Here is a 24,036-nt window from a genome sequence, read left to right on the forward strand (position 1 = left end):
GGCACGTCGCCATACAGAGCCAATGAAGCAAGGGGTCGCGTGGTCCTGCTGCCCCACGCGGGGCAAGTCGTCATGCAAAGCCCGAGAGTATCGGGCCCGCGTGGTCCTGGCTACCCCCTGCCGCTCCGAGGCCTCCCCGCCCCGCGTCGCCGCGGCGCGCTCGGGCGGCGCGCGCGCCGCGCGCGGAGATCACTTGCAGCCGATGTCCCTGCAGAGGCACGAGCTCCCGCACTCCTGGTGGATGGATTCGTTGGAGACGCCGCAAGCGACAGCGCAAAAATTCGTCCCACATTCAACCTTGACGTTGCCCGAGCACCCCGAGCCATTGCACATGAGCAGGCAGCTGCCATCCTGGCTGCACCGCAGCGTCAGGTCCCGGCAGCCGCCGCTGTTGCAGACGACCTCGCACGGATAGGGCCCCATGCAGGTCACGACGGCGCCGTTGCACTGATCGCCGCACTCGAGCAGCACGGGGGACTTCAGCGTGTCGAGGAGCACGGGCCCGGCGCACCCGCCCTCGGCGTCGCACGTCAGCTCGCATCTCTGCCCGTTGCAGTCGCAGCGGGACCTCTCGCCGCTGCTGCTGATGAGGAAGCTGTTGTTGCCGCTGCAGTCGCCGTCCTGCTCGGGGCCCGAGTCGCACTTCGCGCACGTCGCGGAGGGCGTGTGGCAAACAGCGCTGTCGATGCAGCCGGCGCCGGACGGCAAGCAGCTCGTGGCGCACGCCGTCCCGCTCGGGTCGCAGTCGTAGAGCCCGCAGTCCCTCGGCTGGGCGGAGCACGTGCCGTCCTCCGTGCAGACGCCCGGCGGGGTGTGCTTGCCGTCCTCGCACGTCCCGCCGCACGGGGTGCCGGCCGGACCGCACCAGGCGACGACGCCGTCCGCCGCGACGTCGACGCTCATCCCGTCGATGCCCGAGACGAGCTGACAGCTCGCCGCCGCGAGGCCCGCGGTCAGCGTCAGCACGGCGCACGCAGCAAGTCGTTTCAAGTCAAGAGGGTTCATCGTCGCGTCGAGTTTCAGCCCAGCACAGCGCGGCGGACAAGCCCAGAAATCGAGGCCCAGACCGCCGGAGGGCGCCTGGTGGAATTTTCTTCCCAGGGTCCACCGGCGTCCGCCGGGGCCGCGCGCCGCCGGCAGGGGGGCTGTCGACCTGAGATGCCACGCGCGGCGCTTTTATTCACCGTCCTCGACGCGCCGCCGCCGGCCCCTCAGACGCCGGGGCGCGACGAGCCCGCTCCGCCGCCGCCCGCCGGCGCGATCGCCGGGAAGCGGCGCCGAGGCCACGAGCGCGCTTGCCCCCCCGGGCCGCCGGCTCCATAGCCGAGGCGGCCGGCGCGCCGCGGCCCCGGGCGCGCCGGCGTGGGCGTGGCATGCCCATCGAGCCGCGCGTGGAAACCTACGAGATACGAGAGACGAGAGACCATGAAGCGAGCGCGAGGCGCGACACGTCCACAGCCGCGATCAGGGGCCGCGCCGGGGGCGCGGCCGTGATGGCGGCCTGCACCTTCACCCGAAGCGACACCTTCACCTGTCACCTGGAGCGACACTAGCTACGATGCCGTACCTTGTTTTCCGGGATTTCCCCGACAATACGCCGATCCCCGATGACTGCTATAGCTGCGACGGTGAGCCGGACTGGGCGGCATTGCTGGAGTGGATATGCCCCGATCTCCCGACGGACGAGGCGGAGCGGCTCGCCACGATCGGTGAAGCGAGCGGCACCCGGCCGGACGTGGCCAGCCTGAAGCGCCTCATCGAGGAGCACGCGCGCCAGCGGGCGTCTCGGGGAGCCTCCTGACGGAAGGACCGACAAGGCGACACGGATGCCACGACTTCCACGAACGCAAAGATCGGATCCGGAATTGTAGACGATGGCGAAGATCATCGACCCTCGACGCCACACGTGGTGCGACACCCCGGTGGACGACATCGGCCTGCTGATCGATGCCGACGAGTACTACCCCGAGTTCTACCGGGTCGCGTCCATGGCGCGGCGATACCTGCTCCTCGCCGGCTGGCAGTTCGACAGCGACGTCGCCCTGCTCCGGGGCGGCAGGGAAGCGCAGGTGTCGAGCCCGATCACGCTGCTCAAGTTCCTGGACCACCTCTGCGAGCTCAAGCCGGAGCTCCAGATCTACATCCTCGCCTGGGACTTCCACCTCGTGTTCGCGCTCGAGCGCGAGTGGCTCCAGCAGCTCGTCTTCGAGTGGACGAACCACCGGCTGCACTTCCTGTTCGACTCGACCCACGTCGAGCGCGCCTCGCACCACCAGAAGTTCGTCGTCGCGGACGGCGAGCTCTCGTTCCTCGGCGGCCTCGACCTCTGCGACCACCGCTGGGACGATCGCAGCCACACGAACAAGAACCCGTTCCGCGTGAGCCGCGGCGAGCCGCACAAGCCGTTTCACGACGTGCAGGCCTACCTGCGCGGCCGCGAGGTCGCCCGGGCGCTGACCGACATCTTCACCGACCGGTGGCGGCGCGCCGGCGGCGCGCCCATGGTGCTGCCGGACGTCGAGGGGCTCGAGCCGACGTTCGCCGACTACCGGCCCGAGGGGGGCACCCCGCTCGCGGCGAAGCACGTCGCGCTGAGCCGCACCGATCCGCACGGCGCGCCCACCGGCGCCCCGCACTGCACGGAGATCCGCGACCTCTACCTCGACGCCATCGACGCCGCCGAGCGCTTCATCTACATCGAGACACAGTATTTCAGCTCCAAGGTCATCGCCGACGGGATCGAGCGGCGGATGCGCGCCGAGGGCCGGCCGCTGATCGACGTCGTGCTCATCCTGAACATGGAGGCCGAGACGATGAAGGAGCAGATCGCCGTCGGCCTCTCCCAGGCCAAGGTGCTCGCCCAGGTGCGCGCGGCGGCGGCCGAGACAGGCCACCGCCTCGGCGTCTACTACACCCTGCCGGCGTGCGGCGAGGACGAGACGGCCGAGCGCGCCACGTACATCCACTCGAAGGTGATGATCGTCGACGACCGCTTCCTCACGATCGGCTCGGCCAACCTGACGAACCGCAGCCTCTCGATCGACACGGAGATCAACGCCTCGGTCGAGGCCGACGATCCGGACGACGCGCTCGGCCGCTCGATCCGGCGGGCGCGCGCGTCGCTCATCGGCGAGCACCTGGGCGATCTCGAGTTCGATCGGGCGGACGACCTCGTTGCGTACCTCGACGCGATGGCGAGCCCCCCCACCGGCCCGCGCGCGCCCGGGGCCTCGTGCCGGCTGCGGATCCACCCGTCGCCCACCGCGGACGAGCGCGTCCTGCTCGAGGTCATCGACCCGCACGCGCTCCCGTTCGACCCCGCCGCGGTCGAGGACATCGACAGGCGCCACGGCTCGCTCTTCGTGGGCGGCCTCGGCGTGCTCTGGCGCCACCTCTTCAGCAGCAGCAGCCGGGCCGCCGAGAAGTAGCGCCGCGGGAGCCGTCCCGCCGCGCGGGACGCGCGGGACGCGCGGGATGCGCGGGATGCGCGGGATGCGCGGGACGCCGACCGAGGGCGCGAGGCCCGCCGCCCCCGCCGTTGCGGGACGACGGTGGCACATGGTATGCTAGTGCACTCGGCACGACCGAGAACGACCCGGAATGATTGAGAATACCTGACGAGAGCGACCGAGACACGACCGAGGACGGGCGACATGGCTCCTCGAGGTTGTCTCTCACGCTGGAGCGTCGACGCGACGAGGAGTATGCAAGAGGCAGAGATCACGATCGGGGGCATTTCGGTCCGCGAGCTCGCGGAGCAGTACGGGACGCCGCTCTATGCCTACGATGCCGAGCGCATCCGGGAGAACTTCCGTCGCCTCACGCGGGCGCTCCGCAGCAGCTATCCGGAGGTGTCCGTCTTCTACGCCATCAAGGCGTGCAACAACCTGGAGATCGCCAAGCTCCTCGTCGAGCAGGGCTCGGGGGTGGACGCCGCGAGCCCGAACGAGATCCGCCTGGCGCAGGCGCTCGGGCTCTCGGGCGAGCAGATCATCTACACGGGCAACAGCCTCTCGGACGAGGACCTGGCCGCGGGGCTGCGCGCCGGGGTCATCTTCAACGTGGACGACCACGGGATCCTGAAGCGCCTGTTCGCGCTCGGGCGGCCGCGCTGTATGTCGTTCCGGATCAACCCGAGCGGCGAGGACATCGCCACGCCTGATCTGAAGCCGTTCGCGGGCCCGTCGGCGAAGTTCGGGATCCACCCGCGCTACGTGGAGGACGCCTACCGCACCGCGCTCGAGAACGGGGTGGAGCGGCTCGGGGTGCACATGATGCCTCACTCGCAGGCGAACAAGCCGGAGAGCTTCGCGCACGTCACCGGCAAGCTGCTCGATCTGATCGGGCCGGTGGCGCGGAAGCTCGGCTTCGACCTCGCGTTCCTGGACATCGGCGGCGGGCTCGGCATCCCTTACCGCCGGGAGCTGCCGCCGCTCGACGTGGAGGCCGTCGCGCGCGCGATCGCCGCGGTCGTCCAGAAGAAGTGCGCCGAGCACGGCCTGAAGGCGCCTCGCCTCGTGATGGAGCCGGGGCGGTACTTCGTCGGCGACGCGGGCTACGTGCTCGGGCGGGTGATCTCGATCAAGCAGGGATACAGGACGATCATCGGCACGGACATCTCGATGAACACGATGGCGCGCCCGGTGATGTACGGCGCTTACCACGAGGTGCGGATCAACGGCCGCCGCGGCCGGACCGCGCCGATGGCGATGACGGGCCAGGTCTGCGAGAACACCGATATGTGGATCAGCGAGCGCGAGTTCCCCGCGGACGTCGCCGAGGGGGATGTCGTCGTGCTGATGGACGCCGGCGCGTACGGCCATGTGATGAGCTACGACTACAACGGCAGGCTGCGGCCCGCCGAGGTGCTCGTCGACGGCGGCCGGAGCCGGCTCATCCGGCGGCGCGACACGTTCGAGGACCTCGTCTCGAGGATGTGCCTGTCCGACGACATCAAGGAGCGCCTGCGCACCGCCGCGGCCGATCCGAGGTAGCTCGCACGGTCGAGCAGCGCCGCCTCGGAGGCGGCGCTGCCGGCCGCATCATCGTCAGGCCGCCGACGCCCGCGGCCTCGCCCTGCGCGCGTGGCGGTTCTCCGGTCGCGCCAGCCCGAGGTTCTCCCGGAGCGTGCGGCCCTCGTACTCCGTACGGAACAGGCCGCGACGCCGCAGCTCCGGGATCACGAGCTCCACGAAGTCGTCGAGCCCGCCCGGGAGCCACGGCGGCATCACGTTGAACCCGTCGGCGCCGCCCTGCGTGAACCAGGCCTCGAGCTCGTCCGCGATCTGCTCCGCCGAGCCCACGATCGTCCAGTGGCCGCGCGCCCCGGCCACCCAGAGGTAGAGCTCCCGGATGGTGAGGTTGCGCTTGCGGGCGATGTCGAACATCAGCGCCTGACGGCTCTTGTTGTTGTTTGTCTCCGGCAGATCGGGCAGCGGCCCGTCCACCGGATACGCGGACAGGTCGACCCCACCCGCCAGCCCCGAGAGCAGCGACAGGCCGACCTCCGGCAAGATGAGGTCCTGGAGCTGCTGGTACTTCGCCCTGGCCTCGGATTCGGTCCTCGCCACGACCGGGAACACGCCCGGCATGATCTTGAGCTGGTCGGGGTGGCGACCGTACCTGGCCATCCGGCCCTTGACGTCCGCGTAGAACGCCTGCGCGTCCTCCAGCGTCTGCTGCGCGGTGAAGATCACCTCCGCGGTCTCCGCCGCGAGCTCCCTGCCCGCCTCCGACGATCCCGCCTGCACGATCACCGGGTGGCCCTGCGGCGGGCGCGGGATGTTGAGCGGCCCCCGGACGGAGAAGAACTTCCCCTTGTGATCGAGCGTGTGCAGCTTCTCCGGGTTGTAATAGACCCCCGACGCCTTGTCGCGGAGGAAGGCGTCGTCCTCCCAGCTATCCCAGAGGCCGGAGACAACGTCGACGAACTCGCGCGCCCGGGCGTACCGCTGCGCGTGGTCGGGGTGGGCGTCGAGGCCGAAGTTCCCCGCCGCCTCGCCCCCGCCCGTCGTGACGACGTTCCACCCGGCCCGCCCCTGGCTGAGGTGGTCGAGCGACGCGAACTTGCGGGCCAGCAGGTAGGGCTCCTCGTAGGTGGTGGACGCCGTGGCGATGAAGCCGATGCGCTCGGTGACGGCCGCGAGCGCGGAGAAGAGCGTGACCGGCTCGAAGCTGGCCCCGTACGCGGTGCGGCCCTTCGCCCCCGGCCGGCTCTGCAGCGCGAGCCCGTCCGCGAGGAACACGGCGTCGAACCCGGCCCGCTCCGCCGTCTGGGTGATGCGCCTGTAATGCCCGAAGTTGATGCCGCCGTCCGCCTGCGCCTCCGGGTGCCGCCAGGCCGCCACGTGGTGTCCCGCGCCGGGCAAGAAGGCGCCCAGGCGGATCTTCCGCTGCTTGTCGCTCATGGATGTCCTCAGATCTCGGTGCTCGCGTCAGCGCAGGGCGCGCCGCCGGTCGACATGGCGCGCCCCGCTCGCTCCGCGCGCCGCCGTGACCGCAAGCGCCGTGCCCGGCGGCGGAGCCGCGGGGCGCAGCGGCCGCGATCGAGGCACCTCGCCTGCCGGCGCAGCGGCGCGCGCCTTCCCGGCGGGCGGCGTGCCCCTCCCTCGCAGGCGGTGCGCCCCTTCACCCCGCGCGCGGCGTGCTGCGAGGGCAGCAGCGGGGCGCCGGCGCTGCGGGCGCGGTGCTGGCAGGGAAGCACCCGCCGCGCGCGCCCCCGCGACCTCGGTGCGCGCCCGCCGCCCCCCGGCGAGGCCGGGCTACTGCCAGCGGAAGAGCTTCAGCGCGAGCGCGAAGGAGACGACGCCCCAGGCGACCATCACCCCGAGCTCGGGCGCGAGCGCGGCGAGCGTCGCGCCCTCGAGCATCACGCCGCGGAGCGCGTCGTTCAGCGCGGTGAGGGGCAGCGCCTGGATGAACGGCTGGATCGCGTCCGGGAAGCGCTCGGTCGAGAAGAAGATGCCGGAGAAGATCCACATCGGGAACTGCGCCAGGTTCGTCAGCCCCGAGACGCCCTCGAGGGTGCGCGGCCGCGCCGCGATGAGCAGGCCCATGCCGACGAACGACAGCGCCCCGACGACGACGACGACCCCGAGCACGGCGATCGAGCCGGCGATCGGGACGCCGAGCACGAGGCACGCGAACAGGAGCAGGGCCACGACCTCGATCGCAAGGAACACGAGCCGCGCCCCGAGGTGCGTCACGAGCAGGTGCCAGCGCCGCACCGGCGCCGCGGCGAACAGCTTCATGAGCTTGCCGATGCGCTGCTGCACGATCGCGAAGCCGATCGCCCAGAGCCCGGTCATCATCAGGTTCATGCCGAGCAGCCCGGGCACCAGGAAGTCGATGTAGCGCGACCCCCTCTCGGTCATCTCGAGCGCCGCCGGCTGGAACGCGTCCGCGCGCCCCGCCGCGCGCTGGAGCGCCTGGTCCACCTCGAGCCGCGCCATGCGGCTCTCCGGCCGCGTCGGATCGTACCAGTACGTGGGCGGATCCGTGGCGAGCACGACGAGCGCCACCTTGCCGGCCCGGAGCTCCTTGTGCGCCTCATCCCGCGGGATCACGCGGGCGTCCACCTGCCCGCCGGCCTCGAGGGCCGCGCGCCGCGGCTCGGCGTGGGCCCCCGCCTCGACGCCCACCAGCACCGGCTCCGCCGGCTGGCTCCTGAACGCGACGGCCAGCGCCGACGACATCAGGATCGGGAACACGAGCATCCAGAAGAGCGCCTCGGGCTCGCGCAGGAACTCCACGACGCGCGCCCGGATGAGGAGCGCGAGCGGCGCCGCGCGCAGGGAACGGAGCCACTCCATCACGCCGCCTCCTCGCCCTCGAGCCGCCGCCCGGCGAGCGCCATGAACACGTCCTCCAGGCTCGCGTGCTGCGTCGTGAGCCGCTTCACCTCGACCCCGCGCGCCGCGCACAGCGCGAGCAGCGGCGGGAGCACGCGCGCCACGTCGCGCACCGTGAGCCGGAGCGTCCCCTGCGCGGCGCGCGCCGCCTCCACCCCGGGCAGCTCCGCGAGCTCCGCCTCGGCGATCTCCCGGTCCACCTCGACCTCCACGACGTGCTCGGCGCCCAGCGAGGAGACGAGCGACGCCGGCGTGCCGAGCGAGAGCAGCCGCCCGCGATCGACGATCGCGACCCGATCGCAGAGGCGCGCGGCTTCTTCCATGTAGTGCGTCGTCAGCAGGATGGTGCGGCCGCGCGCCTTCAGGTCCTCGACGATGCCCCAGATCTCGCGGCGCGACGCCGGGTCGAGGCCGGTGCTCGGCTCGTCGAGGAAGAGCACCTCCGGGTCGCCGGCGAGCGCGCACGCGAGCGACAGCCGCTGCTTCTGCCCGCCCGACAGCCCGCGCACGTACGCGCCCGCCTTCTCCTGCAAGGAAACGCAGCGCAGCGCCTCGGCCGGATCGAGCCCGCGCGGGTAGAAGCTGCGGAAGAGGGCGATCACCTCGCCCACCCGCAGCTTGTCCGGGAAGCGCGTCTCCTGGAGCTGGATGCCGAGCCGCCGGCGCAGCGCGATCCCGTCGCCGACCCAGCGCTCGCCGAGCACCTCGACCTCGCCCGCGTCGGGGCGCGTGAGCCCCTCGAGGATCTCCACCGTGGTCGTCTTGCCCGCGCCGTTCGGGCCGAGCAGGCCGAAGCACTCGCCGCGCCGCACCTCGAGGTCGAGGCCGTTCACGGCCACGACGTCGCCGTAGCGCTTGACCAGACCGCGGCAGACCAGGGCGGGAGAGGCGGACACGGCACGCCTCTATCGCAGCGCATGCCGAAAAGAAACCCGCACGCGCGCGGCGGGGGCGCCCTGCGGAGCGCCCTCGACGAACGGAGGGCACCTCCACGCGCCCACAGGAGCGCCGGAAAATTCGACAGGCGACGCGACGCCTTGCCTGTCCGGAGAATCGAATCTCGCCAGACACCTGCGGCAAGCGCGTCGAGCGTGGCCCTGCAAGGAACATCCGGTTCGAGATCGTGGCCTGGCCGATCTGCAATCTCTGAGCGACGGAGTTGGGGGGCGCGTGGTGAGCGATGAAGAGGGAGTGGTGCCGGTGCACTGCGGCGAGGTCATCGCGGACCGCTACCGGGTCGAGCGGCTGCTCGGGATCGGCGGGATGGGGGCCGTCGTCGCGGCGCGGCACCTGTCGCTGGGCGAGCTCGTGGCCATCAAGTTCATGCGGGCGGAGTACTGCAACAACGCGGCGCTCCTCCGTCGGTTCCAGCGCGAAGCGCGCGGGATGTTCCGGCTGAAGACCGAGCACGTGCCGCGGGTCTACGACCTGGGCGCGCTCCCGCCGCGGCACGGGGTCGGGCTGCCGGTGCCGTTCATCGTGATGGAGCACCTGTCCGGCAACGATCTGCGCTCGATCGTGGAGCGCCGCGGGCGGCTCCCGATCGACGAGGCGGCGGAGTACGTCCGTCAGGCGTGCGTGGCGCTCACCGAGGCGCACGCGCTCGGGATGGTGCACCGGGACCTGAAGCCCGCGAACCTGTTCCTGACGTACCGGACCGACGGCACGCCGCTCGTCAAGGTGCTCGACTTCGGCGTCGCGAAGTTCACGTCCGCGAGGCCCGAGGACGACGGGCTCGAGATGACGACGGCGCGGTCGGTCATGGGCTCGCGCCGCTACATGGCGCCCGAGCAGATGCTCACGCCCAAGGACGTCGACCTGCGCGCGGATCTCTGGGCGCTCGGGGTCGTGCTCTACCAGCTCGTCAGCGGCGCGCTGCCGTTCGGCGCGGAGACGCTGGAGCAGCTCGTGCTGGTCGTGACGGAGCAGGCGCCGCGGCCGCTCCGGAGCGCGCGCGCCGATCTGCCCGAGGGGTTCGAGGAGATCGTGATGGGCTGCCTCGAGAAGAACCGGGCCCGCCGCCCGGCCTCGGCCCGCGAGCTCGCCGCGGCGCTCGCGCCGTTCGCGCTGTGCGGGGCGCCCGACGCGACGCTGCCCACGGCGGTCCACCGGAGCCAGCCGACGTTCACGTGGCTGGAGGAGGCGCCGCCGACCGCCGTCCGGCCGGCCGAGCCGCCCGAGACGAAGCGGCCCGAGACCCGCCGCCCGCGGCGGGCGTGGGTCGCGGCCGCTGCGGGCGCCTTCTCCGCGAGCGCCGCGCTGGCCGCGGCGGTGCTGCCGTCCGGGTGGCCGGGCGGCGCCGGGTCCACCTGGGTCGACGGCGCCGGCGCGCATCGCCTCGCCGGGGTGCCGCAGGCGCTCGCCGAGGAGCCGCAGGCGCTCGCCGGGGAGCCGCAGGCGCTCGCCGCCGGGCCGCTCGCGTCCCGCGACGCGCAGCACAGCGGCGCCGGCAGCGCGGTCGGCGCGCCCCTCGGGGCCGCCGCCGGGGAGGCGCCCGCGGCGGCGTGCGACACGGCGGGCCTCGTGCGGCCGGCGATGGCCGCGCAGCCCGCGCGGGCGGCCTCCGAGCGGACGCCGCGCACGCCAGCGCGCGCGTCGCTCGCGTCGGGGGCATCGCAGGGAGCGGCGGAGGCGCCGCGGGGGCGACCGGCGCGGCCGGGTGGGCCGGGTGGGCCGGGTGGGCCGGGTGGGCCGGGTGGGCCGGGTGGGCCGGAGCGCCCCGCGCCCGCGGCGGGCGGCGCGCCCACGGCGGCCATCGCGGCCCGCCAGGAGCCCCCGAGGCGCCCTGCGCCGCAGGAGGCTCCCTCGCAGGCCCCGGTCGCCGCCGCGGCGGCGGCCGGAGCGGCGCCGGCGGTCGCGGCGTCGCCGGCGGCGCGCGCCGGCGGCACCGCGGCGCCCGTCGACGCGCCCGGCCGCAGCGCGGAGGCCGCCCCGACGGGCACGTCGGACAGCCCCTGGTGATCGCCATGCGCCGACGAGCTCGAACGAAGGTCCGCTGCTCGCTCCCGCGCGGGATCGCCTGCGCCCTCGCGGCGCTATCGCTGTCCGTCGCGCCGGCGAGCGGCGCCGCCGGCGAGCCCGGCGCGGCGCCGCCCGGCGCGGCGCACGGCGAGCCCGGCGCGACGCCGCCCGGCGCGGGGCACAAGGAGCAGGTGCTCGCGCTCTACCAGGTCGCGACGCAGCTGCTCGATTCGGGGCGCGTCGCCGAGGCGTGCGCCGTGCTCGAGCAGGGGCGGACGCTCGATCCCACGGCGATCAACCTCCTCCTGCGGCTCGGCGACTGCCTTGCGCGCGCGGGCAGGAGCGCCAGCGCCTGGAACGTCTTCAGCGAGGCCGCGGCCATCGCGAAGAGCGCGGGCGACCCCCGCGCCGCGCGCGCGGCAGCGCTCGCGGGGGCGCTCGAGCCGCGGCTCTCGCGGATGGAGATCGCGGTGCCCGCCGCGGGGGCGGCGCCGGGGCTGGAGATCCGGCGCGACGGCGTGCTCGTCCTGCCCGCGCAGTGGGGGCAGGCGCTCCCGGTCGACCCCGGGACGCACACGATAGAGGCCCGCGCCCCCGGCCGGAGGCGCTGGTCGCTCGCGCGCGCCGTGCCGCCGGACGGGGCGCGCGTCGTCGTCGACGTGCCCGCCCTCGAGCCGGAGCCGCCCCCGCGCGCGCTCGCCGCGGCGCCGCCGGTCCCCCGGAAGCAAGCGCCCGCGGTCGTCGCGATCGCCGGCCAGGCCGGCGGCGATCGCGGCGACGGCGTCGGCCGCGGGCAGCGGGTGCTCGCGCTGGCGACCGGCGGCGCGGGCCTCGTGGGGCTCGGCCTCGGCGCCGTGTTCGGCGTGCAGGCGATCTCCCGCCGGGACGCCTCGAACAGGTCCCACTGCGACGCGCAGAACCGCTGCGACGCGGCCGGCGTCGCGCTGCGCGCGGACGCGCAGGCGGCCGGCCACGCGTCGACGATCGCGTTCTCGGCCGGCGCCGCCGCGCTGCTCGCGGCCGGCGTGCTGTTCTGGACCGCGCCGTCGAGGCCCGCCGGCGCGCCCGCGCGCAGCGCCACGGCCTCGGCCTCGGTCGGCCCCGGCGCGTTCTCGCTCGTCGTGAAGGGGAGCTACTGACATGCGCGCCCGCGGCCCGCTCCGGATGGGAAGGCAGCTCTCGCTCGTGGCGCTCGGCTGCGCCGGGTGCAACGCGCTCCTCGGGCTCGAGGACGGCATCCTCGTGAAGGAGCCCTGCGAGCCGCTCTCCGCCGTCGTCTGCTACAGCGGGCCGCCGGCGACCGAGGGCGTCGGCGCCTGCCTGACCGGCCTCCGGCGCTGCAACGCCGCCGGCGACGGCTACGGCCCCTGCGAGGGAGAGGTAACGCCCGCGCCGGAGCGCTGCGGCAACGCGGCCGACGACGACTGCGACGGCGCGGTGGACGAGCCGGACGCCGGCAGCAGCGGCGCCGCGGCCGATGGCGGCGAGGTCTGCGCCTGCGCGCCCGGCGCGGTCGAGGCGTGCCCCTACGGCGGGCCGCCGGGGACCGTCGGCGTCGGCGTGTGCAGCGCCGGGCAGCGGACGTGCGGGGCCGACGGCCGGTGGGGCGCGTGCGCCGGCGAGGTCACGCCGCGCGCCGAGGACTGCGCGACGCCGGCCGACGAGGACTGCAGCGGCGGAGGGGACTGCGGCGCGGTGCTCCCCGGCGCGCCCGGCGGCGGGCTCCTCGGCGGCGCCGGCCAGGAGTGGGCGCGGGCGCTCATCGCCGGCAACGGGGCGTTCGCCATCCTCGGCGGCGAGTTCCAGGGCTCCCTCGACCTCGGCGCGGGGCCGATCGCGACCGGCGCCGACCGCGACGTCTTCATCGCGCGCGTCGAGGCGGACGGCGCCGTGACGTGGGCGCGGCGGCTCGTCGACGAGGGGCAAGGCTGGCTGCGGGGGATCGCGGTGGACCTCGAGGGCGAGATCGCCGTCGCGGGCGAGCTCGAGGGCGTGATGAGCGACGCCGGGCTCACCGCGTCCGCGCCGCGCGGGTTCGTGCTCAAGCTGGACGCCGCGTCGGGCGCGCTGCGCTGGAGCGCGGTGCTCCCCCCCGGCAGGCCGCAGGACATCGCGCTCTCGGCGGCGGGCGACGTCGTCGTGGCGCTCGCGGTGGCCGAGCCCGGCGGGAGCGACGTGGCGGTGACCCGGCTCAACGCGGCGGGCGAGCTGCTCTGGATCCGGGCGTTCGGGGGCCCGGGAACGCAGGAGCCGACAGGCGTCGTCGTGGACGCGCGCGGGGACGTGGTCCTGACGGGGAGCTTCGAGGGAGAGCTCCAGTTCGGCGAGGAGGCGCCCCGGCTCTCGTCGGCGGGCATGAGCGACGTGTTCCTCGTCAAGCTCGACGAGGGCGGCGATCACGTCGCGTCGGTGGCCTTCGGCGACGGCCGCCAGCAGCACGGGGGCGATATCGAGGCCGGGCCGGGCGGCGAGATCGCGCTGACCGGGACGTTCGAGGGGCTGCTCGATCTGGGCAGCAGCACGCTGTTCTCGGACGGCGTGTCGGCGTTCGTCGTCGAGCTCGGGGCCGCGCGGGAGCACCGCTTCAGCCGGTCCTACCCGGCGGAGCGGCCGCCGCGCGTCGCGTTCGCCGCCGACGGCGGGCTCGTCCTCGCCGGCGACGTGATGGGGCCGACCGACCTCGGCGGCGGCCCGCTCGGCGGCGCCGGCGGCGGCAGCGACATCGTCGTGGCGCGGCTCGACGCCGAGGGGCGCCACGTGTGGAGCAAGCGGCTCGGTCCGGGCGCCGGGGAGACCGGGGGGAGCCGGTCCGCGGCGGGCGTGGCGGCGTTCGTTGACCCTGGCGCCCCCGCCGACCGCGGCCATGTCGTGCTCGCGGGGACGGTGGAGGGGAGCGTCGATCTCGACGGCGTCGTCGCGCGGTCGGCGGCGGCCGACGTCCTGCTGGTCCGGCTGGCGCCGTGAGGCCCCGGAGCGTGGAGCACGCCGACAGGTCGCGCAGGAGGGCGGCGGAGCCCGGAGCCGCCTCCGGGTCGGGCCCACAAAGCGCGACAGGCGACCTGCGAGAGGCCGCCTGTCGTGCCCGGTCAGGCCGGAGAGCGGGAGATCACTCGCAGGTGTCGGAGCACGTGGTGAGCGCCTGGCAGTCCTCGGCGGCCGCGCAGGCGTCGTACGCGTCGTCGTAGCACGAGCCGCTCGACTCCTCGGCGACGCACAGCTCGCAGTCGGGGTTGTTCACCTCCAGGTTGACCTCCCCGTCCTCCCCGCAGACGTCGGTCGTCGGATCCGTGGTGTCGCAGATGTCGGCGCACCGGATTGCTGCGTCGCAGCCGCAGTGCAAGAAAGTCAGCTTCTTGAACGCCTCCGCCTCGCTGGGATTCGCCTCGGCACAGCAGTCCGCGCACGCCTGGAACTCCAGCTCGGAGCACTCATTGGTCACGTCCCCGCCGCCCTCGCCGCCCGTGCCACCGCCCTCACCGCCGCCCGAGGAGGAGGAGGTGGTGGTGGTCGTATCCGAGCCGCCCTCGCCGCCCTCGCCGCCGGCGCCGCCATCGCCGCTGCCGTCCGTGACCGTACAGGCCGCCATCGCGCACACGCTGACCAGGATCGACGCGAAACCAAGAATCTTCATGAGATCATCCTCCAACCAAGAAGGTTGCGCTGCTCGTGATGAAGGGCCTGGCGAGCGACGCCGCCCGGCAGCCCTTCCCCTGCACTTCAGCGCCGCCATGGGCGCCGGGTGCTGTTCCTACACCATAAATTTTCGTGATGGTATCTGCTGCGTGCTCACCGCCTCGCCCAGGTGCAGCCCGGGAGACACGAAGAGCGCACGTTCACGCAAGCTGTGCGTGAGGTAGGCGCGCGCACACAGTTCTCTCACCAGCGGCTTTTTGCAGCAGGAGCAGACATCACAACAGCGGTTTCGCGCGGGATCAAGCGCTGCTGCGCGGAGTACTTGCTCTCTCGAGGGGACTGGCGAGCTCAGGCGCGCTCGACGACCTGGGTCGAGAAGAGAGGCGTTGAGCGGCAGAGCTCGCCGGGGCGAACTCGACAGGAGATGTGACGAGCCTTCGTGGCGGCGGCTACGAGCCGCCGAGGGCGCGCCGCATGGCGCAGTCGAGATCGCCTTTGCACGGGTCGCCCGCCGCCCGCGCGCCGCCCTGGCCCGGCGGCGGCGCGGCGGCGGCCGCGGGCGCCGCCGCCGCGCGGACCGCCGCGGGGCGCTTCGCGGCCGCCCTGTCCCCGCCCGAGGGCGCGGCGGGCCTGGCCTTGGCGCCGCGCGCGGCGCCGTCGCGCGCCTTGTCGGCCTGCCTGGCCGGCGGCGGCTCCGGGGCCGCGGGCTTCGCCTCCGCCTTCGGCAGCTGCGCCAGCGCCGCGCCCGCAGCGTGCCCCACGCCAGCCTGCGCGGCGGCGCGGAGCGTCTCGCGCGGGGCGCCGAGCCACGCCGCGCTGGCGACGACGGCGGCGCCGACGAGGCCCATCACGCCATACCGCACGACCGCTGCCCGCCGCGCGCGCGGGGGGCGCAGGTCGATCGGGACCTCGGACGGCACGGGCGTGAGCTCGGGTGGCCTGAACGCGGGCAGCTCCGCGCCGGGGGCGCCGAACGGGAAGAGATCCAGGTAGCTGCTGCGCTCCTGTCCCTCGCCGGAGGCCAGCCCGTGGATATCCACCATTCCGGAGCCCGTCGCGCCGCGATCGGCCCGCGCGTCGGCCCCCTTCTCGGCGGCCGCCTCCACCGCGAGCAGCGCGCTCAGGGAGATCACCACCGAATTCTCGTCCCGGGGCCCGGCCGCCGCGCCGCTCGGCGCCGCGCCGCCGCCGTTCCCCGAAGATCGCCGATCCGTCTCACCGGGCAGATGACTCGTGCTTCCCATACGCTCCACCCCGCCTGCCCTCCGTGCCGACCCAGCACAGGACACAGACAGCATCCACCACTCTACTCGGCATCTCCCGCCCCAGATACAAGTTTTTCGCAGCACTGGAGAGCACACCTCGTCACGACAGCGCCGGAGGGCTCAGCGCTCGTGCGCGCGGCGGGGAGAGCTCCCCACACCGGCGCGCCGCGAGCGACGCGACCAACACGACGCTTCCGCTGCTCCTGTCCGGGCGCGCCCCGCGCGCGACCTGCGCGGCCTCGCGCCCGCGCCGCGCCGTGGACGGAGCTCGGGCTGGCGCCGCGCACAGCGACGTCGAGGCGACGACGACGGAGCGCGACACGCGCTTTGTGATCGGGAATCCAGACAGCCCCCGGAAAGCGCGCGGCGCCGCCCGGCCGGTCGACATTTCACCTCGACGAAACCTCGAGGAAACATGGCGCTCGGCATAAGACATTTCACCACGACGTCGTGTCGTTGGCCCCGTGTCCGAGGGCCGATCTCTGCTGGGCAGAGCGCGCCTTCGGCGTCCAGCCGGGAGTCTTCCAGCGCTGTCGCTGACTCCCGAGCTTCATCACGGCTCTTGTGCAGTCGGTTCGCCGCGCCGCGTCGATGCAGGGCATTGAACGGGCTCCCGGCACCCAAGGAGGATGCGTTGAACAAGTTCACGTCTGGGATGGACGTTGTTGAGGAGCGGCCGGCGGCGGGCTCCTCGAGACGGCGGGCGCTCTGCATCGCGGCGGCCCTCGCCGGCGCGGCCCTGCTCTCCGCGTGCGACAAGGAGGGCGAGGAGGCGCCGGCGCCGGGGGCCTCGCCCGGGACGCCCGCGGCGGCCGCGGCGGACGGCGCCACCATCAAGGTCGGCGTGCTCCACTCGCTGAGCGGCACCATGTCGATCAGCGAGGTGGCCGTCAAGGACGCGACGCTCCTCGCGATCGAGGAGATCAACAAGGCGGGCGGCGTGCTCGGCAAGCAGATCACGCCCGTCGTCGAGGACGGCGCCAGCGACTGGCCGACGTTCAACGAGAAGGCCAGAAAGCTCATCCAGCAGGACGGCGTTGCGGTCGTCTTCGGCGGGTGGACGAGCGCGAGCCGCAAGGCGATGCTGCCCTCGTTCGAGGAGCTGAACGGCCTCCTGTTCTACCCCGTCCAGTACGAGGGCCTCGAGCAGTCGCCCAACATCTTCTACACCGGCGCCGAGCCGAGCCAGCAGATCGTCCCCGCGGTCGACTACCTGCTCGAGCAGGGAAAGAAGCGCATTTACCTGCTCGGCTCCGACTACGTATTTCCGCGCACGGCGAACAAGATCATCAAGGCCCAGCTCGCGTCGAAGGGCGGCGAGCTCGCCGGCGAGGAGTACCTGCCGCTCGGCGGGACCGAGGTCAGCACCATCATCAGCAAGATCGGCGCGGCCAAGCCGGACGCGATCTTCAACACGCTGAACGGCGACAGCAACGTGGCGTTCTTCAAGCAGTTCAAGGACGCCGGCTACACCGCCGACAAGCTGCCGGTCCTCTCGGTGAGCGTCGCCGAGGAGGAGGTGCGCGGCATCGGCGCCGACAACATCGCCGGACACCTCGTCTCGTGGAACTACTACCAGACGACGGACACCCCCGAGAACAAGAGGTTCGTCGAGGCGTACAAGGCCAAGTACGGCGCCGCGCGCGTCACGGACGATCCCATCGAGGCGGGCTATTTCGGGGTCTTCCTGTGGAAGATGGCCGTCGAGAAGGCGAAGTCGACCGACGTCGCCAAGGTGAAGGAGGCCGTGCAGGGCGGCGGCATCGAGCACGCCGCGCCCGAGGGCCTCGTCCGGCTCGACGGCAAGACCCAGCACACCTGGAAGACGGTGCGCATCGGCAAGGTGCGGCAGGACGGCCTCATCGACGAGGTGTGGAGCACGGGCAAGCCGGTCCAGCCGGACCCGTACCTCACCGCGTTCCCCTGGGCGAAGGAGCTGGCCGCGAAGTAGCGCGGCGGCGAGGCCTCTCGACGGTCGGTGCTCCCGATGAACGAAGTTCTCCTCCACGCCTTCAACGGTCTGAGCCTGGGCTCGATCCTCCTGCTCATCTCGATGGGCCTCGCGTTCTCGTTCGGGCTGATGAACGTGATCAACATGGCCCACGGCGAGTTCATCATGGCCGGGGCCTACACGACGTACGTCATCGGGCAGCACCTTGCGCCGCTCGTCGGGGGGACGGACGCCGGGGTCTGGTTCCTCCTTGCGCTGCCGGCCTCGTTCCTCGTGGCCGGCGTGCTCGGGCTGGCGCTCGAGCTCTCGATCGTGCGCTTCCTCTACGGCAGGCCGCTCGACACGCTGCTCGCCACGTGGGGCGTCGGGCTCGTGCTGCAGCAGGCGGCGCGCAGCCTGTTCGGCGCGTCCAACGTGCAGGTGTCGAGCCCGTCGTGGCTGCGCGGCGGCGTCGCGCTCTCGGACGGGGTGCAGTTCCCCTACAAGCGCGTCTTCCTCATCGCGCTCGTGATCGCGTGCATCGTCGCGGTCTACACGTACCTGCACCGCTCCGCCGGCGGCCGGCGGCTGCGGGCGGTGATGCAGAACCGGGAGATGGCCTCGTGCCTCGGCGTGCGCGCGCGCCGGGTCGACGCGGCGACGTTCGCGCTCGGCGCGGGGCTCGCCGGGGTGGCGGGGTGCGCGCTGACGCAGCTCGGCTCGATCGGCCCGTCGCTCGGGACGAACTACATCGTCGACGCCTTCATGGTGGTCATCCTCGGGGGCCTCGGGCGGCTGCCCGGCACGGTGGTGGCGGCGCTCGTGATCGGCGTGGCGAACACGCTGCTCGAGCTCTCGACGACGGCGTCGCTCGGCAAGGCGCTCGTGTTCGCGCTGGTGATCGCCTTCTTGCAATGGCGGCCGACAGGCCTGCTCGCCCTGCGCACCCGATAGAAGAGGAAACGGACATGGCCCCTCGAGACTCCACCCTTCGCCACCTCCTCTGGACCTGGGGAGCGCCCCTCGCGCTGGCGCTGCCGCTGCTCGCCGCGCCGCTCGTGCTCTCGGATTTCCGCCTGAACCTGCTCGGCAAGTTCCTCACGTTCGCCATCGTCGCGCTCGGGCTCGACCTCATCTGGGGCTACGGCGGCATGCTGAGCCTCGGCCAGGGGCTCTTCTTCGGGCTCGGCGGCTACGCGATGGCGATGTACCTCAAGCTGGAGACGTCGGGCGCGAAGCTGCCCGACTTCATGAGCTGGAGCGGCCTCACGGCGCTGCCGCTCTTCTGGGAGCCGTTCCGCTCGCCGGTCGTGGCGCTGTGCGCCGTCGTGATCGTACCGATGGCGATCGCGGCGGCGGTCGGATACCTCGTGTTCCGGAGCCGCGTCCAGGGGGTGTATTTCTCGCTGATCACGCAGGGGCTCACGCTGATCGCGTCGATCCTCTTCATCGGCCAGCAGGCGATCACCGGCGGCACGAACGGGATCACGAACCTGAAGACGATCTTCGGCTTCGCGCGGGGGAGCGCCTCGACGCAGACGGTGCTCTACTTCGTGACGCTGTTCTGCCTGGGGGCGCTCTACCTCCTGTGCCGGCGGCTCACGCAGTCGCGGTTCGGGCGCCTGCTCGTGGCGATGCGCGACGACGAGAACCGGGTGCGCTTCCTCGGCTACAACCCGGTCACCCTGAAGACGCTCGTGTTCGCGCTGTCGGCGGGCATGGCCGGCGTCGCGGGGGCGCTGTTCGTCTGCCAGGTCGGGCTCATCTCGCCCTCGTCGATGGGGGTGATCCCGTCGGTCGAGATGGTGACGTGGGTGGCCGTCGGCGGGCGCGGCACGCTGATCGGCGCGATCCTTGGGGCGATCCTCGTGAGCCTCGGCAAGAGCGCGCTGAGCGAGTCGTACCCCGAGGTGTGGCAGCTCGGCTTCGGCGCGCTGTTCGCGGCGTCGGTGATGCTGCTCCCGACGGGCGTGGCCGGCTTCCTGCGGCGCCACGCCGCGCGGCTGGCGCGCCGCGGCGCGGGCGGCGAGGCCGCGCGGGGCGACGCCGCGGCGGCCGGGCCGGCGGCCGCGGCCGAGGTCGACGCGGGGCGCTCCGAGGCGCCGGCGACGACGGGGCGCTGAGCGGAACGCGCGGGGCCTGCGGAACATGGGCACATGAGCGGAACATGAGCGGAACATGAGCGGAGACGAGCGCAGATGAGCGGGAATCATGCGAGGGGCGACGCGAGGAGCGAACCGATGAGCCGCGGCAACATCGTCGAGGTCCAGCAGGTGACGGTGAGCTTCGACGGCTTCAAGGTGCTGGACGGGCTCGACTTCTCGATCCAGCGCGGAGAGCTCAGGTTCCTGATCGGCCCGAACGGCGCCGGGAAGACGACGCTGCTCGACATCCTTACCGGCAGGACGCGGCCGTCGAGCGGACGGGTGATGTTCCACGGAGGTGGGGAGTCCGGGAGCGAGGCTGTCGAGGCGCATCGGCTGCCGGAGCACGCGCTGGTCCGGCTCGGGATCGGGCGGAAGTTCCAGACGCCGGCGGTGTTCGGCAGCCTCACGGTGCTGGAGAACCTCGAGGCGGCGCTGGGCTTCAGGGAGAGCGCGCCGGGGCTGCTCCGCGGGCTGTCGTCGGCGCAGGAGAAGGAGATCTCGGAGACGCTCGACCGCATCGGGCTCCGGCGGCGCGCGGACGTGCGGGCGGCGGTGCTGGCGCACGGGGAGCGGCAGTGGCTGGAGATCGGCATGCTGCTCGTGCAGCAGCCGAAGCTGCTCCTGCTCGACGAGCCGGTGGCGGGGATGACGCGGCGTGAGCGGGACCGGACGGGGGAGCTCGTGCAGGAGATCGCGCGGCACCGGTCGGTGCTCGTGGTGGAGCACGACATGGAGTTCGTGCGTCGCTACGCGAGCACGGTGACGGTGCTGCACGCGGGAAGGCGGCTGTGCGAGGGGCCTGTCGAGGAGGTCCAGAGCAACGCGAAGGTGATCGAGGTGTACCTCGGTCGGGCGCACGACGCGGGGCGCGGGCGCGGTGGTGCGGCGGCCACGGCTGCGGCGGAGGAGCGGTAGAGAGCATGCTTGTCGTCGAGGATCTCGCGGTCTATTACGAGGAGAGCTGCATCCTGTCGCAGGTCAGCCTGGACGTCGCGCCCGGCCGGGTGTCGTGCCTGCTGGGCCGCAACGGGGTCGGCAAGACGACGCTGCTCAAGGCGATCATGGGCGTGCTGAAGCCGCGGCGCGGGAAGGTGACGCTCGACGGGACGGACCTCACGACGAGGTCGCCGAGCGACAGGGCGCGCGCGGGGATCGGCTATGTGCCGCAGGGGCGAGGGATCTTCCCGTACCTGACCGTGCGAGAGAACCTGCTGATGGGCTTCGAGGCGAAGAGCGACCCCACGCCGAGCCCGGCGGCGCTGGAGGAGGTGATGGGGATGTTCCCCATCCTCAAGAAGTTCCAGGCGCGGGCGGCGGGGACGCTGAGCGGCGGGCAGCAACAGCAGCTCTCGCTCGCGCGCGTGCTGCTGAGGAAGCCGAAGCTCCTCTTGCTGGACGAGCCGACGGAGGGGATCCAGCCGTCGATCATGCAGGAGATCGGGGAGGTCATCAAAGGGCTCGGGAAGAAGGGGGACATGGCGATCCTGCTCGTGGAGCAGTTCCTGGATTTCGCGCTCTCGACGGCGAGCGAGTACTCCATCATGGATAACGGGGGGATCGTGCGGCGGGGGAAGGTGGAGGAGTTCGACGACGAGATCGCGAGGGAGTTCCTGGCGGTATAGGGCAGCTCCGAGGTTGCCCGGCCCCGTGAGGGCGTGAGGGGGCGATGCCGGACGGCGACGGCGCGGCGCGCCTCGCAGGTGGCCGTAAGGCGCGAACGGCCTGAGGATCATGCCAGCGCGTTTCAATGCCGGACGGCGACGGCACGGCACACCTCGCAGGTGGCCGCAAGGCGCGAACGGCCTGAGGATTATGCCAGCGCGTTTTCTGCGCTGGCCGCGGTCACCGCCTGGTCCAGCCATCGGTGCAGGGTGTCCAAGTCGGAGCAGGCGTCGATCCGGGTCTCGATCGCCGCGGTCGGCGCGAAGCCGCGGCGAGCCAGCACCCTGCGCAGCACCGCGCGCGCCTCGGTGAGCTGGCCTTTCTCGATGAGCTGGTCCTTGACCTCCGGGCTGTCGGCGAGAAGGGCCTGGAGGATCCACTGCCTGCGCGCCTCGATCTCCGGGTCGTCAGAGCGACCGAACTTGCGCATCAACTCTTCACGTGTCTCCGGTGATATCGGCATGTGCTGTACCATGTTGAGCACCCATTCCATTTCCCGCCGCGGTGCGACCCACCGGGCGAAGTCGTCCAGGGCCTGTCCCGAGCGCGCCACCAGGAAGGGCATCAGGTCGTCGCACAAGGGCAGCTCGTTGGCGGCGATCCACAGAAACGGAAACGGCGAGGGCCCGACTCGGTAGCAACCAGGCGCGAAGCGCTCCAGCACCCGCACACTGTGCAGCCACGATGGCACGTCGGGAGCGACGAACCACAGCGGCTCCTCGCCCATCCAGGGCGGCTCGCGCTCCTCGACGCGCTCGACCTCGCGCACCTGCCGCCGGAGCAGGGCCCTCTTGACCGCCACCACGTCGACGACATCGCCGGCGAGCTTCAGCTCGACAAGCACTTCCTCGTGATCCCGAGCCTCCGGCCAGGGCGCCGCCAGGGGCGCCAGGCCTTCGGGCCGCGACACCTGCAGATAGCCGGTGGCCTGCATGCGCTCACGCCACAGCGCGAGCGTATCCTGCCGAGCGACGTGCCTGGCGTCCACGTGCGCCGTCGCCGCGGCGAACGCCCGCTTCAGAAACCCGTCCAGCTTTCCCATGCCGCTCTGGTACCAGCTCGCCAGCAGCGATGCATGGCCAATAATCGCTCTGCCTGGCAGATATAGAGACACGATTCCAGCGGCGCGCTCGTAATGGCGCGACCGGCGCGGGCGGAGACGCCAGATAGAGAGAGGGTGCAACGACGGCCGTGCTCACCCTTCAGCCACGGGCCTGCGCCGCCGCGCCCGGCTCCGACGCCCGCGCGGCGACGGCCGTCACCGACGCCCGCGCGACCGCGCCAGCAGGCCATGATCCCGCGCCGCCATCGAAGCGGCCGACGCTCAGGTCGAGGACACGATCCGCGGCGGCGGCGCGGTCATGGGCGGGCGAGTCGCCGAAGGCGGCAGGCTCATGCGCCTCCGGGCGAGCCCATGGCGGAGGCGTCGTTGGCCCGCCGGACGGGGACGGAGCGACGGCAGGGAGGCCCGCAGGCCGCGCGTGGCGTCTACGCCAGCGCCTCTTCTGCGCTGTCCGCGGTCATGGCCTGGTCCAGCCACCGGTGCAGGGTGTCCAGCTCGGAGCAGGCGTCGATCTGGGCCTCCATCGCCGCGGTCGGCGCGAAGCCGCGGCGAGCCAGCAACCTGCGCAGCAGCGCGCGCGCCTCGGTGAGCTGGCCCTTCTCGATCCCCTTCTCGATCCCCTTCTCGACGCCTTGCTCGATGAGCTCCGCCTTGACCTCCGGACTGTGGTCGAGCAGGGCCTGGAGGATCCACTGCCTGCGCGCCTCGATCTCCGGGTCGTCGACGCGGGCGAACCGTCGCAGCAAGTCCTCACGGGTCTTCAGTGACATCGGCAGGTATTCTAGCATGGAGATCACCCATTCCACATCCCGCCGCGGTGCGACCCACCGGGCGAACTCATCGAGGGCCTGTCCTGCTCGAGCAGTCAGGAACGGCACGAGCTCGTCGCGCAGCGGCAGCTCGTTGGCCGCGATCCAGAGGAACTGAAACGGCGAGGGACCAACGCGGTAACAACCGGGGGCGAGCCGCTCCAGCGCCCGCACCGTGTGCAACCACGACGGCAGGTGGGGAGCGACGACCCAGAGCGGCTCCTCGCCCATCCACGGCGGAGAGCGCTCCTCGATGCGCTCGATCTCACGCGCCAGCCGGCGGAGCGTGGCGCGCTTGAGCTCCACGATGTCGACATGGTCGCCGGCCATCTTGATCTCGACGAGCACCTCGTCATGGTCGCACGCCTCCGGCCAGGGATGGGCGAGCGGAGCGAGGCCTTCGGGCCGCAACACGCGGAGGTGGCCGTCGGCCTGGACGCGCTCGAGCCGGACCTCGGGTGGCCGGTGCCATGCGGCGGAGCCGGCGGTGACGCCCTGGGTCACCTCGGCGAAGGTCAGCTTCGCGAACCCGTCCAGCTTGCCCACGGCGGTGTTGATATCAGCTCACCTGCGGCGATGCACTTCGAATAAGCGCTCTGCATGGCAGATAAAGAGAGATCGATTCGCGAGCCTGCGCGCAAGTGCTCGTAGACCTTCATCATCGCCTCCGCCCGGCGGGCGGTCTGCTTGGCGCACCCGTCGAGCTCGCCCACGGC

At 72.6% G+C, this 24,036-nt stretch carries 20 protein-coding genes; 11 read left to right on the top strand and 9 right to left on the bottom strand.

The features are described 5' to 3' along the window. Window positions 1-189: 189 nt before the first annotated feature. A complete protein-coding gene (locus WMF24_RS29830) occupies window positions 190-990 on the bottom strand; it encodes a hypothetical protein (protein ID WP_437730813.1) in 801 nt (266 codons plus the stop codon). Between the two features lie 568 nt (window positions 991-1,558). Between WMF24_RS29830 and WMF24_RS29835 the strand changes: the two genes are divergently transcribed. From WMF24_RS29835 to lysA, 3 genes are all read left to right on the top strand, one after another. Further along, on the top strand, window positions 1,559-1,801 hold the full coding sequence (locus tag WMF24_RS29835) for a hypothetical protein (protein WP_437730814.1): 243 nt from the start codon (window positions 1,559-1,561) through the stop codon (window positions 1,799-1,801). 73 nt (window positions 1,802-1,874) lie between these two features. Then, window positions 1,875-3,428, top strand: coding sequence for a phospholipase D-like domain-containing protein (locus tag WMF24_RS29840; RefSeq protein WP_437730815.1), 1,554 nt, complete (start codon window positions 1,875-1,877; stop codon window positions 3,426-3,428). A gap of 276 nt (window positions 3,429-3,704) precedes the next feature. Next, window positions 3,705-4,994, top strand: coding sequence for a diaminopimelate decarboxylase (gene lysA / locus WMF24_RS29845; protein WP_437730816.1), 1,290 nt, complete (start codon window positions 3,705-3,707; stop codon window positions 4,992-4,994). Between the two features lie 54 nt (window positions 4,995-5,048). Here lysA and WMF24_RS29850 read toward each other — a convergent pair whose 3' ends face one another. From WMF24_RS29850 to WMF24_RS29860, 3 genes are all read right to left on the bottom strand, one after another. After that, window positions 5,049-6,407 (bottom strand): LLM class flavin-dependent oxidoreductase, encoded by a 1,359-nt coding sequence (locus tag WMF24_RS29850; protein WP_437730817.1) that lies wholly within the window; start codon window positions 6,405-6,407, stop codon window positions 5,049-5,051. A gap of 354 nt (window positions 6,408-6,761) precedes the next feature. After that, window positions 6,762-7,811, bottom strand: a complete 1,050-nt coding sequence (locus WMF24_RS29855) for an ABC transporter permease (protein WP_437738873.1) — start codon at window positions 7,809-7,811, stop codon at window positions 6,762-6,764. Next, the gene (locus tag WMF24_RS29860) at window positions 7,811-8,746 is read right to left on the bottom strand and encodes an ATP-binding cassette domain-containing protein (RefSeq protein ID WP_437730818.1); all 936 of its coding nucleotides are present in this window, start codon (window positions 8,744-8,746) and stop codon (window positions 7,811-7,813) included. Before WMF24_RS29860 ends, WMF24_RS29855 begins: the two co-directional genes overlap by 1 nt. Before the next feature lie 277 nt (window positions 8,747-9,023). Here WMF24_RS29860 and WMF24_RS29865 point away from each other — a divergent pair, with 277 nt between their 5' ends. Genes WMF24_RS29865 through WMF24_RS29875 form a run of 3 tightly spaced genes read left to right on the top strand, consistent with a single transcriptional unit; the run spans window position 9,024 to window position 13,775 of the window. Then, window positions 9,024-10,811: a protein kinase domain-containing protein gene (locus WMF24_RS29865; protein WP_437730819.1), complete on the top strand. Its 1,788-nt coding sequence runs from the start codon at window positions 9,024-9,026 to the stop codon at window positions 10,809-10,811. 5 nt (window positions 10,812-10,816) lie between these two features. Then, window positions 10,817-11,950, top strand: a complete 1,134-nt coding sequence (locus tag WMF24_RS29870; RefSeq protein ID WP_437730820.1) for a tetratricopeptide repeat protein — start codon at window positions 10,817-10,819, stop codon at window positions 11,948-11,950. Window position 11,951: 1 nt separating this feature from the next. Then, window positions 11,952-13,775, top strand: a complete 1,824-nt coding sequence (locus WMF24_RS29875; RefSeq protein ID WP_437730821.1) for a hypothetical protein — start codon at window positions 11,952-11,954, stop codon at window positions 13,773-13,775. A gap of 142 nt (window positions 13,776-13,917) precedes the next feature. Here WMF24_RS29875 and WMF24_RS29880 read toward each other — a convergent pair whose 3' ends face one another. Further along, the gene (locus tag WMF24_RS29880; RefSeq protein ID WP_437730822.1) at window positions 13,918-14,442 is read right to left on the bottom strand and encodes a hypothetical protein; all 525 of its coding nucleotides are present in this window, start codon (window positions 14,440-14,442) and stop codon (window positions 13,918-13,920) included. A gap of 451 nt (window positions 14,443-14,893) precedes the next feature. Further along, the gene (locus WMF24_RS29885) at window positions 14,894-15,577 is read right to left on the bottom strand and encodes a hypothetical protein (protein WP_437730823.1); all 684 of its coding nucleotides are present in this window, start codon (window positions 15,575-15,577) and stop codon (window positions 14,894-14,896) included. Between the two features lie 787 nt (window positions 15,578-16,364). On the opposite strand from WMF24_RS29885, the gene urtA reads away from it, so the two are divergent. The 5 genes from urtA (at window position 16,365) to urtE (ending at window position 21,408) form a co-directional block, all read left to right on the top strand. Further along, on the top strand, window positions 16,365-17,660 hold the full coding sequence (urtA, locus tag WMF24_RS29890) for an urea ABC transporter substrate-binding protein (RefSeq protein ID WP_437730824.1): 1,296 nt from the start codon (window positions 16,365-16,367) through the stop codon (window positions 17,658-17,660). Between the two features lie 36 nt (window positions 17,661-17,696). Beyond that, window positions 17,697-18,593, top strand: a complete 897-nt coding sequence (gene urtB / locus WMF24_RS29895; protein ID WP_437730825.1) for an urea ABC transporter permease subunit UrtB — start codon at window positions 17,697-17,699, stop codon at window positions 18,591-18,593. 14 nt (window positions 18,594-18,607) lie between these two features. After that, on the top strand, window positions 18,608-19,762 hold the full coding sequence (gene urtC, locus WMF24_RS29900) for an urea ABC transporter permease subunit UrtC (RefSeq protein WP_437730826.1): 1,155 nt from the start codon (window positions 18,608-18,610) through the stop codon (window positions 19,760-19,762). A 117-nt stretch (window positions 19,763-19,879) separates the two neighbouring features. Continuing rightward, complete coding sequence (gene urtD, locus WMF24_RS29905; RefSeq protein WP_437730827.1) at window positions 19,880-20,701, top strand: urea ABC transporter ATP-binding protein UrtD; 822 nt, start codon at window positions 19,880-19,882, stop codon at window positions 20,699-20,701. Window positions 20,702-20,706: 5 nt separating this feature from the next. Continuing rightward, window positions 20,707-21,408, top strand: a complete 702-nt coding sequence (gene urtE / locus WMF24_RS29910; RefSeq protein WP_437730828.1) for an urea ABC transporter ATP-binding subunit UrtE — start codon at window positions 20,707-20,709, stop codon at window positions 21,406-21,408. Between the two features lie 188 nt (window positions 21,409-21,596). Here urtE and WMF24_RS29915 read toward each other — a convergent pair whose 3' ends face one another. From WMF24_RS29915 to WMF24_RS29925, 3 genes are all read right to left on the bottom strand, one after another. Further along, the gene (locus WMF24_RS29915; RefSeq protein WP_437730829.1) at window positions 21,597-22,490 is read right to left on the bottom strand and encodes a hypothetical protein; all 894 of its coding nucleotides are present in this window, start codon (window positions 22,488-22,490) and stop codon (window positions 21,597-21,599) included. Window positions 22,491-22,936: 446 nt separating this feature from the next. After that, window positions 22,937-23,866, bottom strand: a complete 930-nt coding sequence (locus WMF24_RS29920) for a hypothetical protein (protein WP_437730830.1) — start codon at window positions 23,864-23,866, stop codon at window positions 22,937-22,939. Continuing rightward, entirely contained in the window at window positions 23,836-24,033 is a 198-nt protein-coding gene (locus tag WMF24_RS29925; protein WP_437730831.1) for a hypothetical protein, read from the bottom strand. Before WMF24_RS29925 ends, WMF24_RS29920 begins: the two co-directional genes overlap by 31 nt. Window positions 24,034-24,036 lie beyond the last annotated feature (3 nt).

Source organism: Sorangium sp. So ce1335 (assembly GCF_051521615.1).
Classification (GTDB): Bacteria; Myxococcota_A; Polyangia; order Polyangiales; family Polyangiaceae; genus Sorangium.

What these genes read in the sequence shown, in the direction of transcription:
- WMF24_RS29835 (WP_437730814.1), top strand. Translation starts at nt 1,559, where the DNA reads ATGCCGTACCTTGTTTTCCGGGATTTCCCCGACAATACGCCGATCCCC.
- WMF24_RS29840 (WP_437730815.1), top strand. Translation starts at nt 1,875, where the DNA reads ATGGCGAAGATCATCGACCCTCGACGCCACACGTGGTGCGACACCCCG.
- lysA (WP_437730816.1), top strand. Translation starts at nt 3,705, where the DNA reads ATGCAAGAGGCAGAGATCACGATCGGGGGCATTTCGGTCCGCGAGCTC.
- WMF24_RS29850 (WP_437730817.1), bottom strand. Translation starts at nt 6,407, where the DNA reads ATGAGCGACAAGCAGCGGAAGATCCGCCTGGGCGCCTTCTTGCCCGGC.
- WMF24_RS29855 (WP_437738873.1), bottom strand. Translation starts at nt 7,811, where the DNA reads ATGGAGTGGCTCCGTTCCCTGCGCGCGGCGCCGCTCGCGCTCCTCATC.
- WMF24_RS29870 (WP_437730820.1), top strand. Translation starts at nt 10,817, where the DNA reads ATGCGCCGACGAGCTCGAACGAAGGTCCGCTGCTCGCTCCCGCGCGGG.
- WMF24_RS29875 (WP_437730821.1), top strand. Translation starts at nt 11,952, where the DNA reads ATGCGCGCCCGCGGCCCGCTCCGGATGGGAAGGCAGCTCTCGCTCGTG.
- WMF24_RS29880 (WP_437730822.1), bottom strand. Translation starts at nt 14,442, where the DNA reads ATGAAGATTCTTGGTTTCGCGTCGATCCTGGTCAGCGTGTGCGCGATG.
- urtA (WP_437730824.1), top strand. Translation starts at nt 16,365, where the DNA reads ATGGACGTTGTTGAGGAGCGGCCGGCGGCGGGCTCCTCGAGACGGCGG.
- urtB (WP_437730825.1), top strand. Translation starts at nt 17,697, where the DNA reads ATGAACGAAGTTCTCCTCCACGCCTTCAACGGTCTGAGCCTGGGCTCG.
- urtC (WP_437730826.1), top strand. Translation starts at nt 18,608, where the DNA reads ATGGCCCCTCGAGACTCCACCCTTCGCCACCTCCTCTGGACCTGGGGA.
- urtD (WP_437730827.1), top strand. Translation starts at nt 19,880, where the DNA reads ATGAGCCGCGGCAACATCGTCGAGGTCCAGCAGGTGACGGTGAGCTTC.
- urtE (WP_437730828.1), top strand. Translation starts at nt 20,707, where the DNA reads ATGCTTGTCGTCGAGGATCTCGCGGTCTATTACGAGGAGAGCTGCATC.
- WMF24_RS29915 (WP_437730829.1), bottom strand. Translation starts at nt 22,490, where the DNA reads ATGGGAAAGCTGGACGGGTTTCTGAAGCGGGCGTTCGCCGCGGCGACG.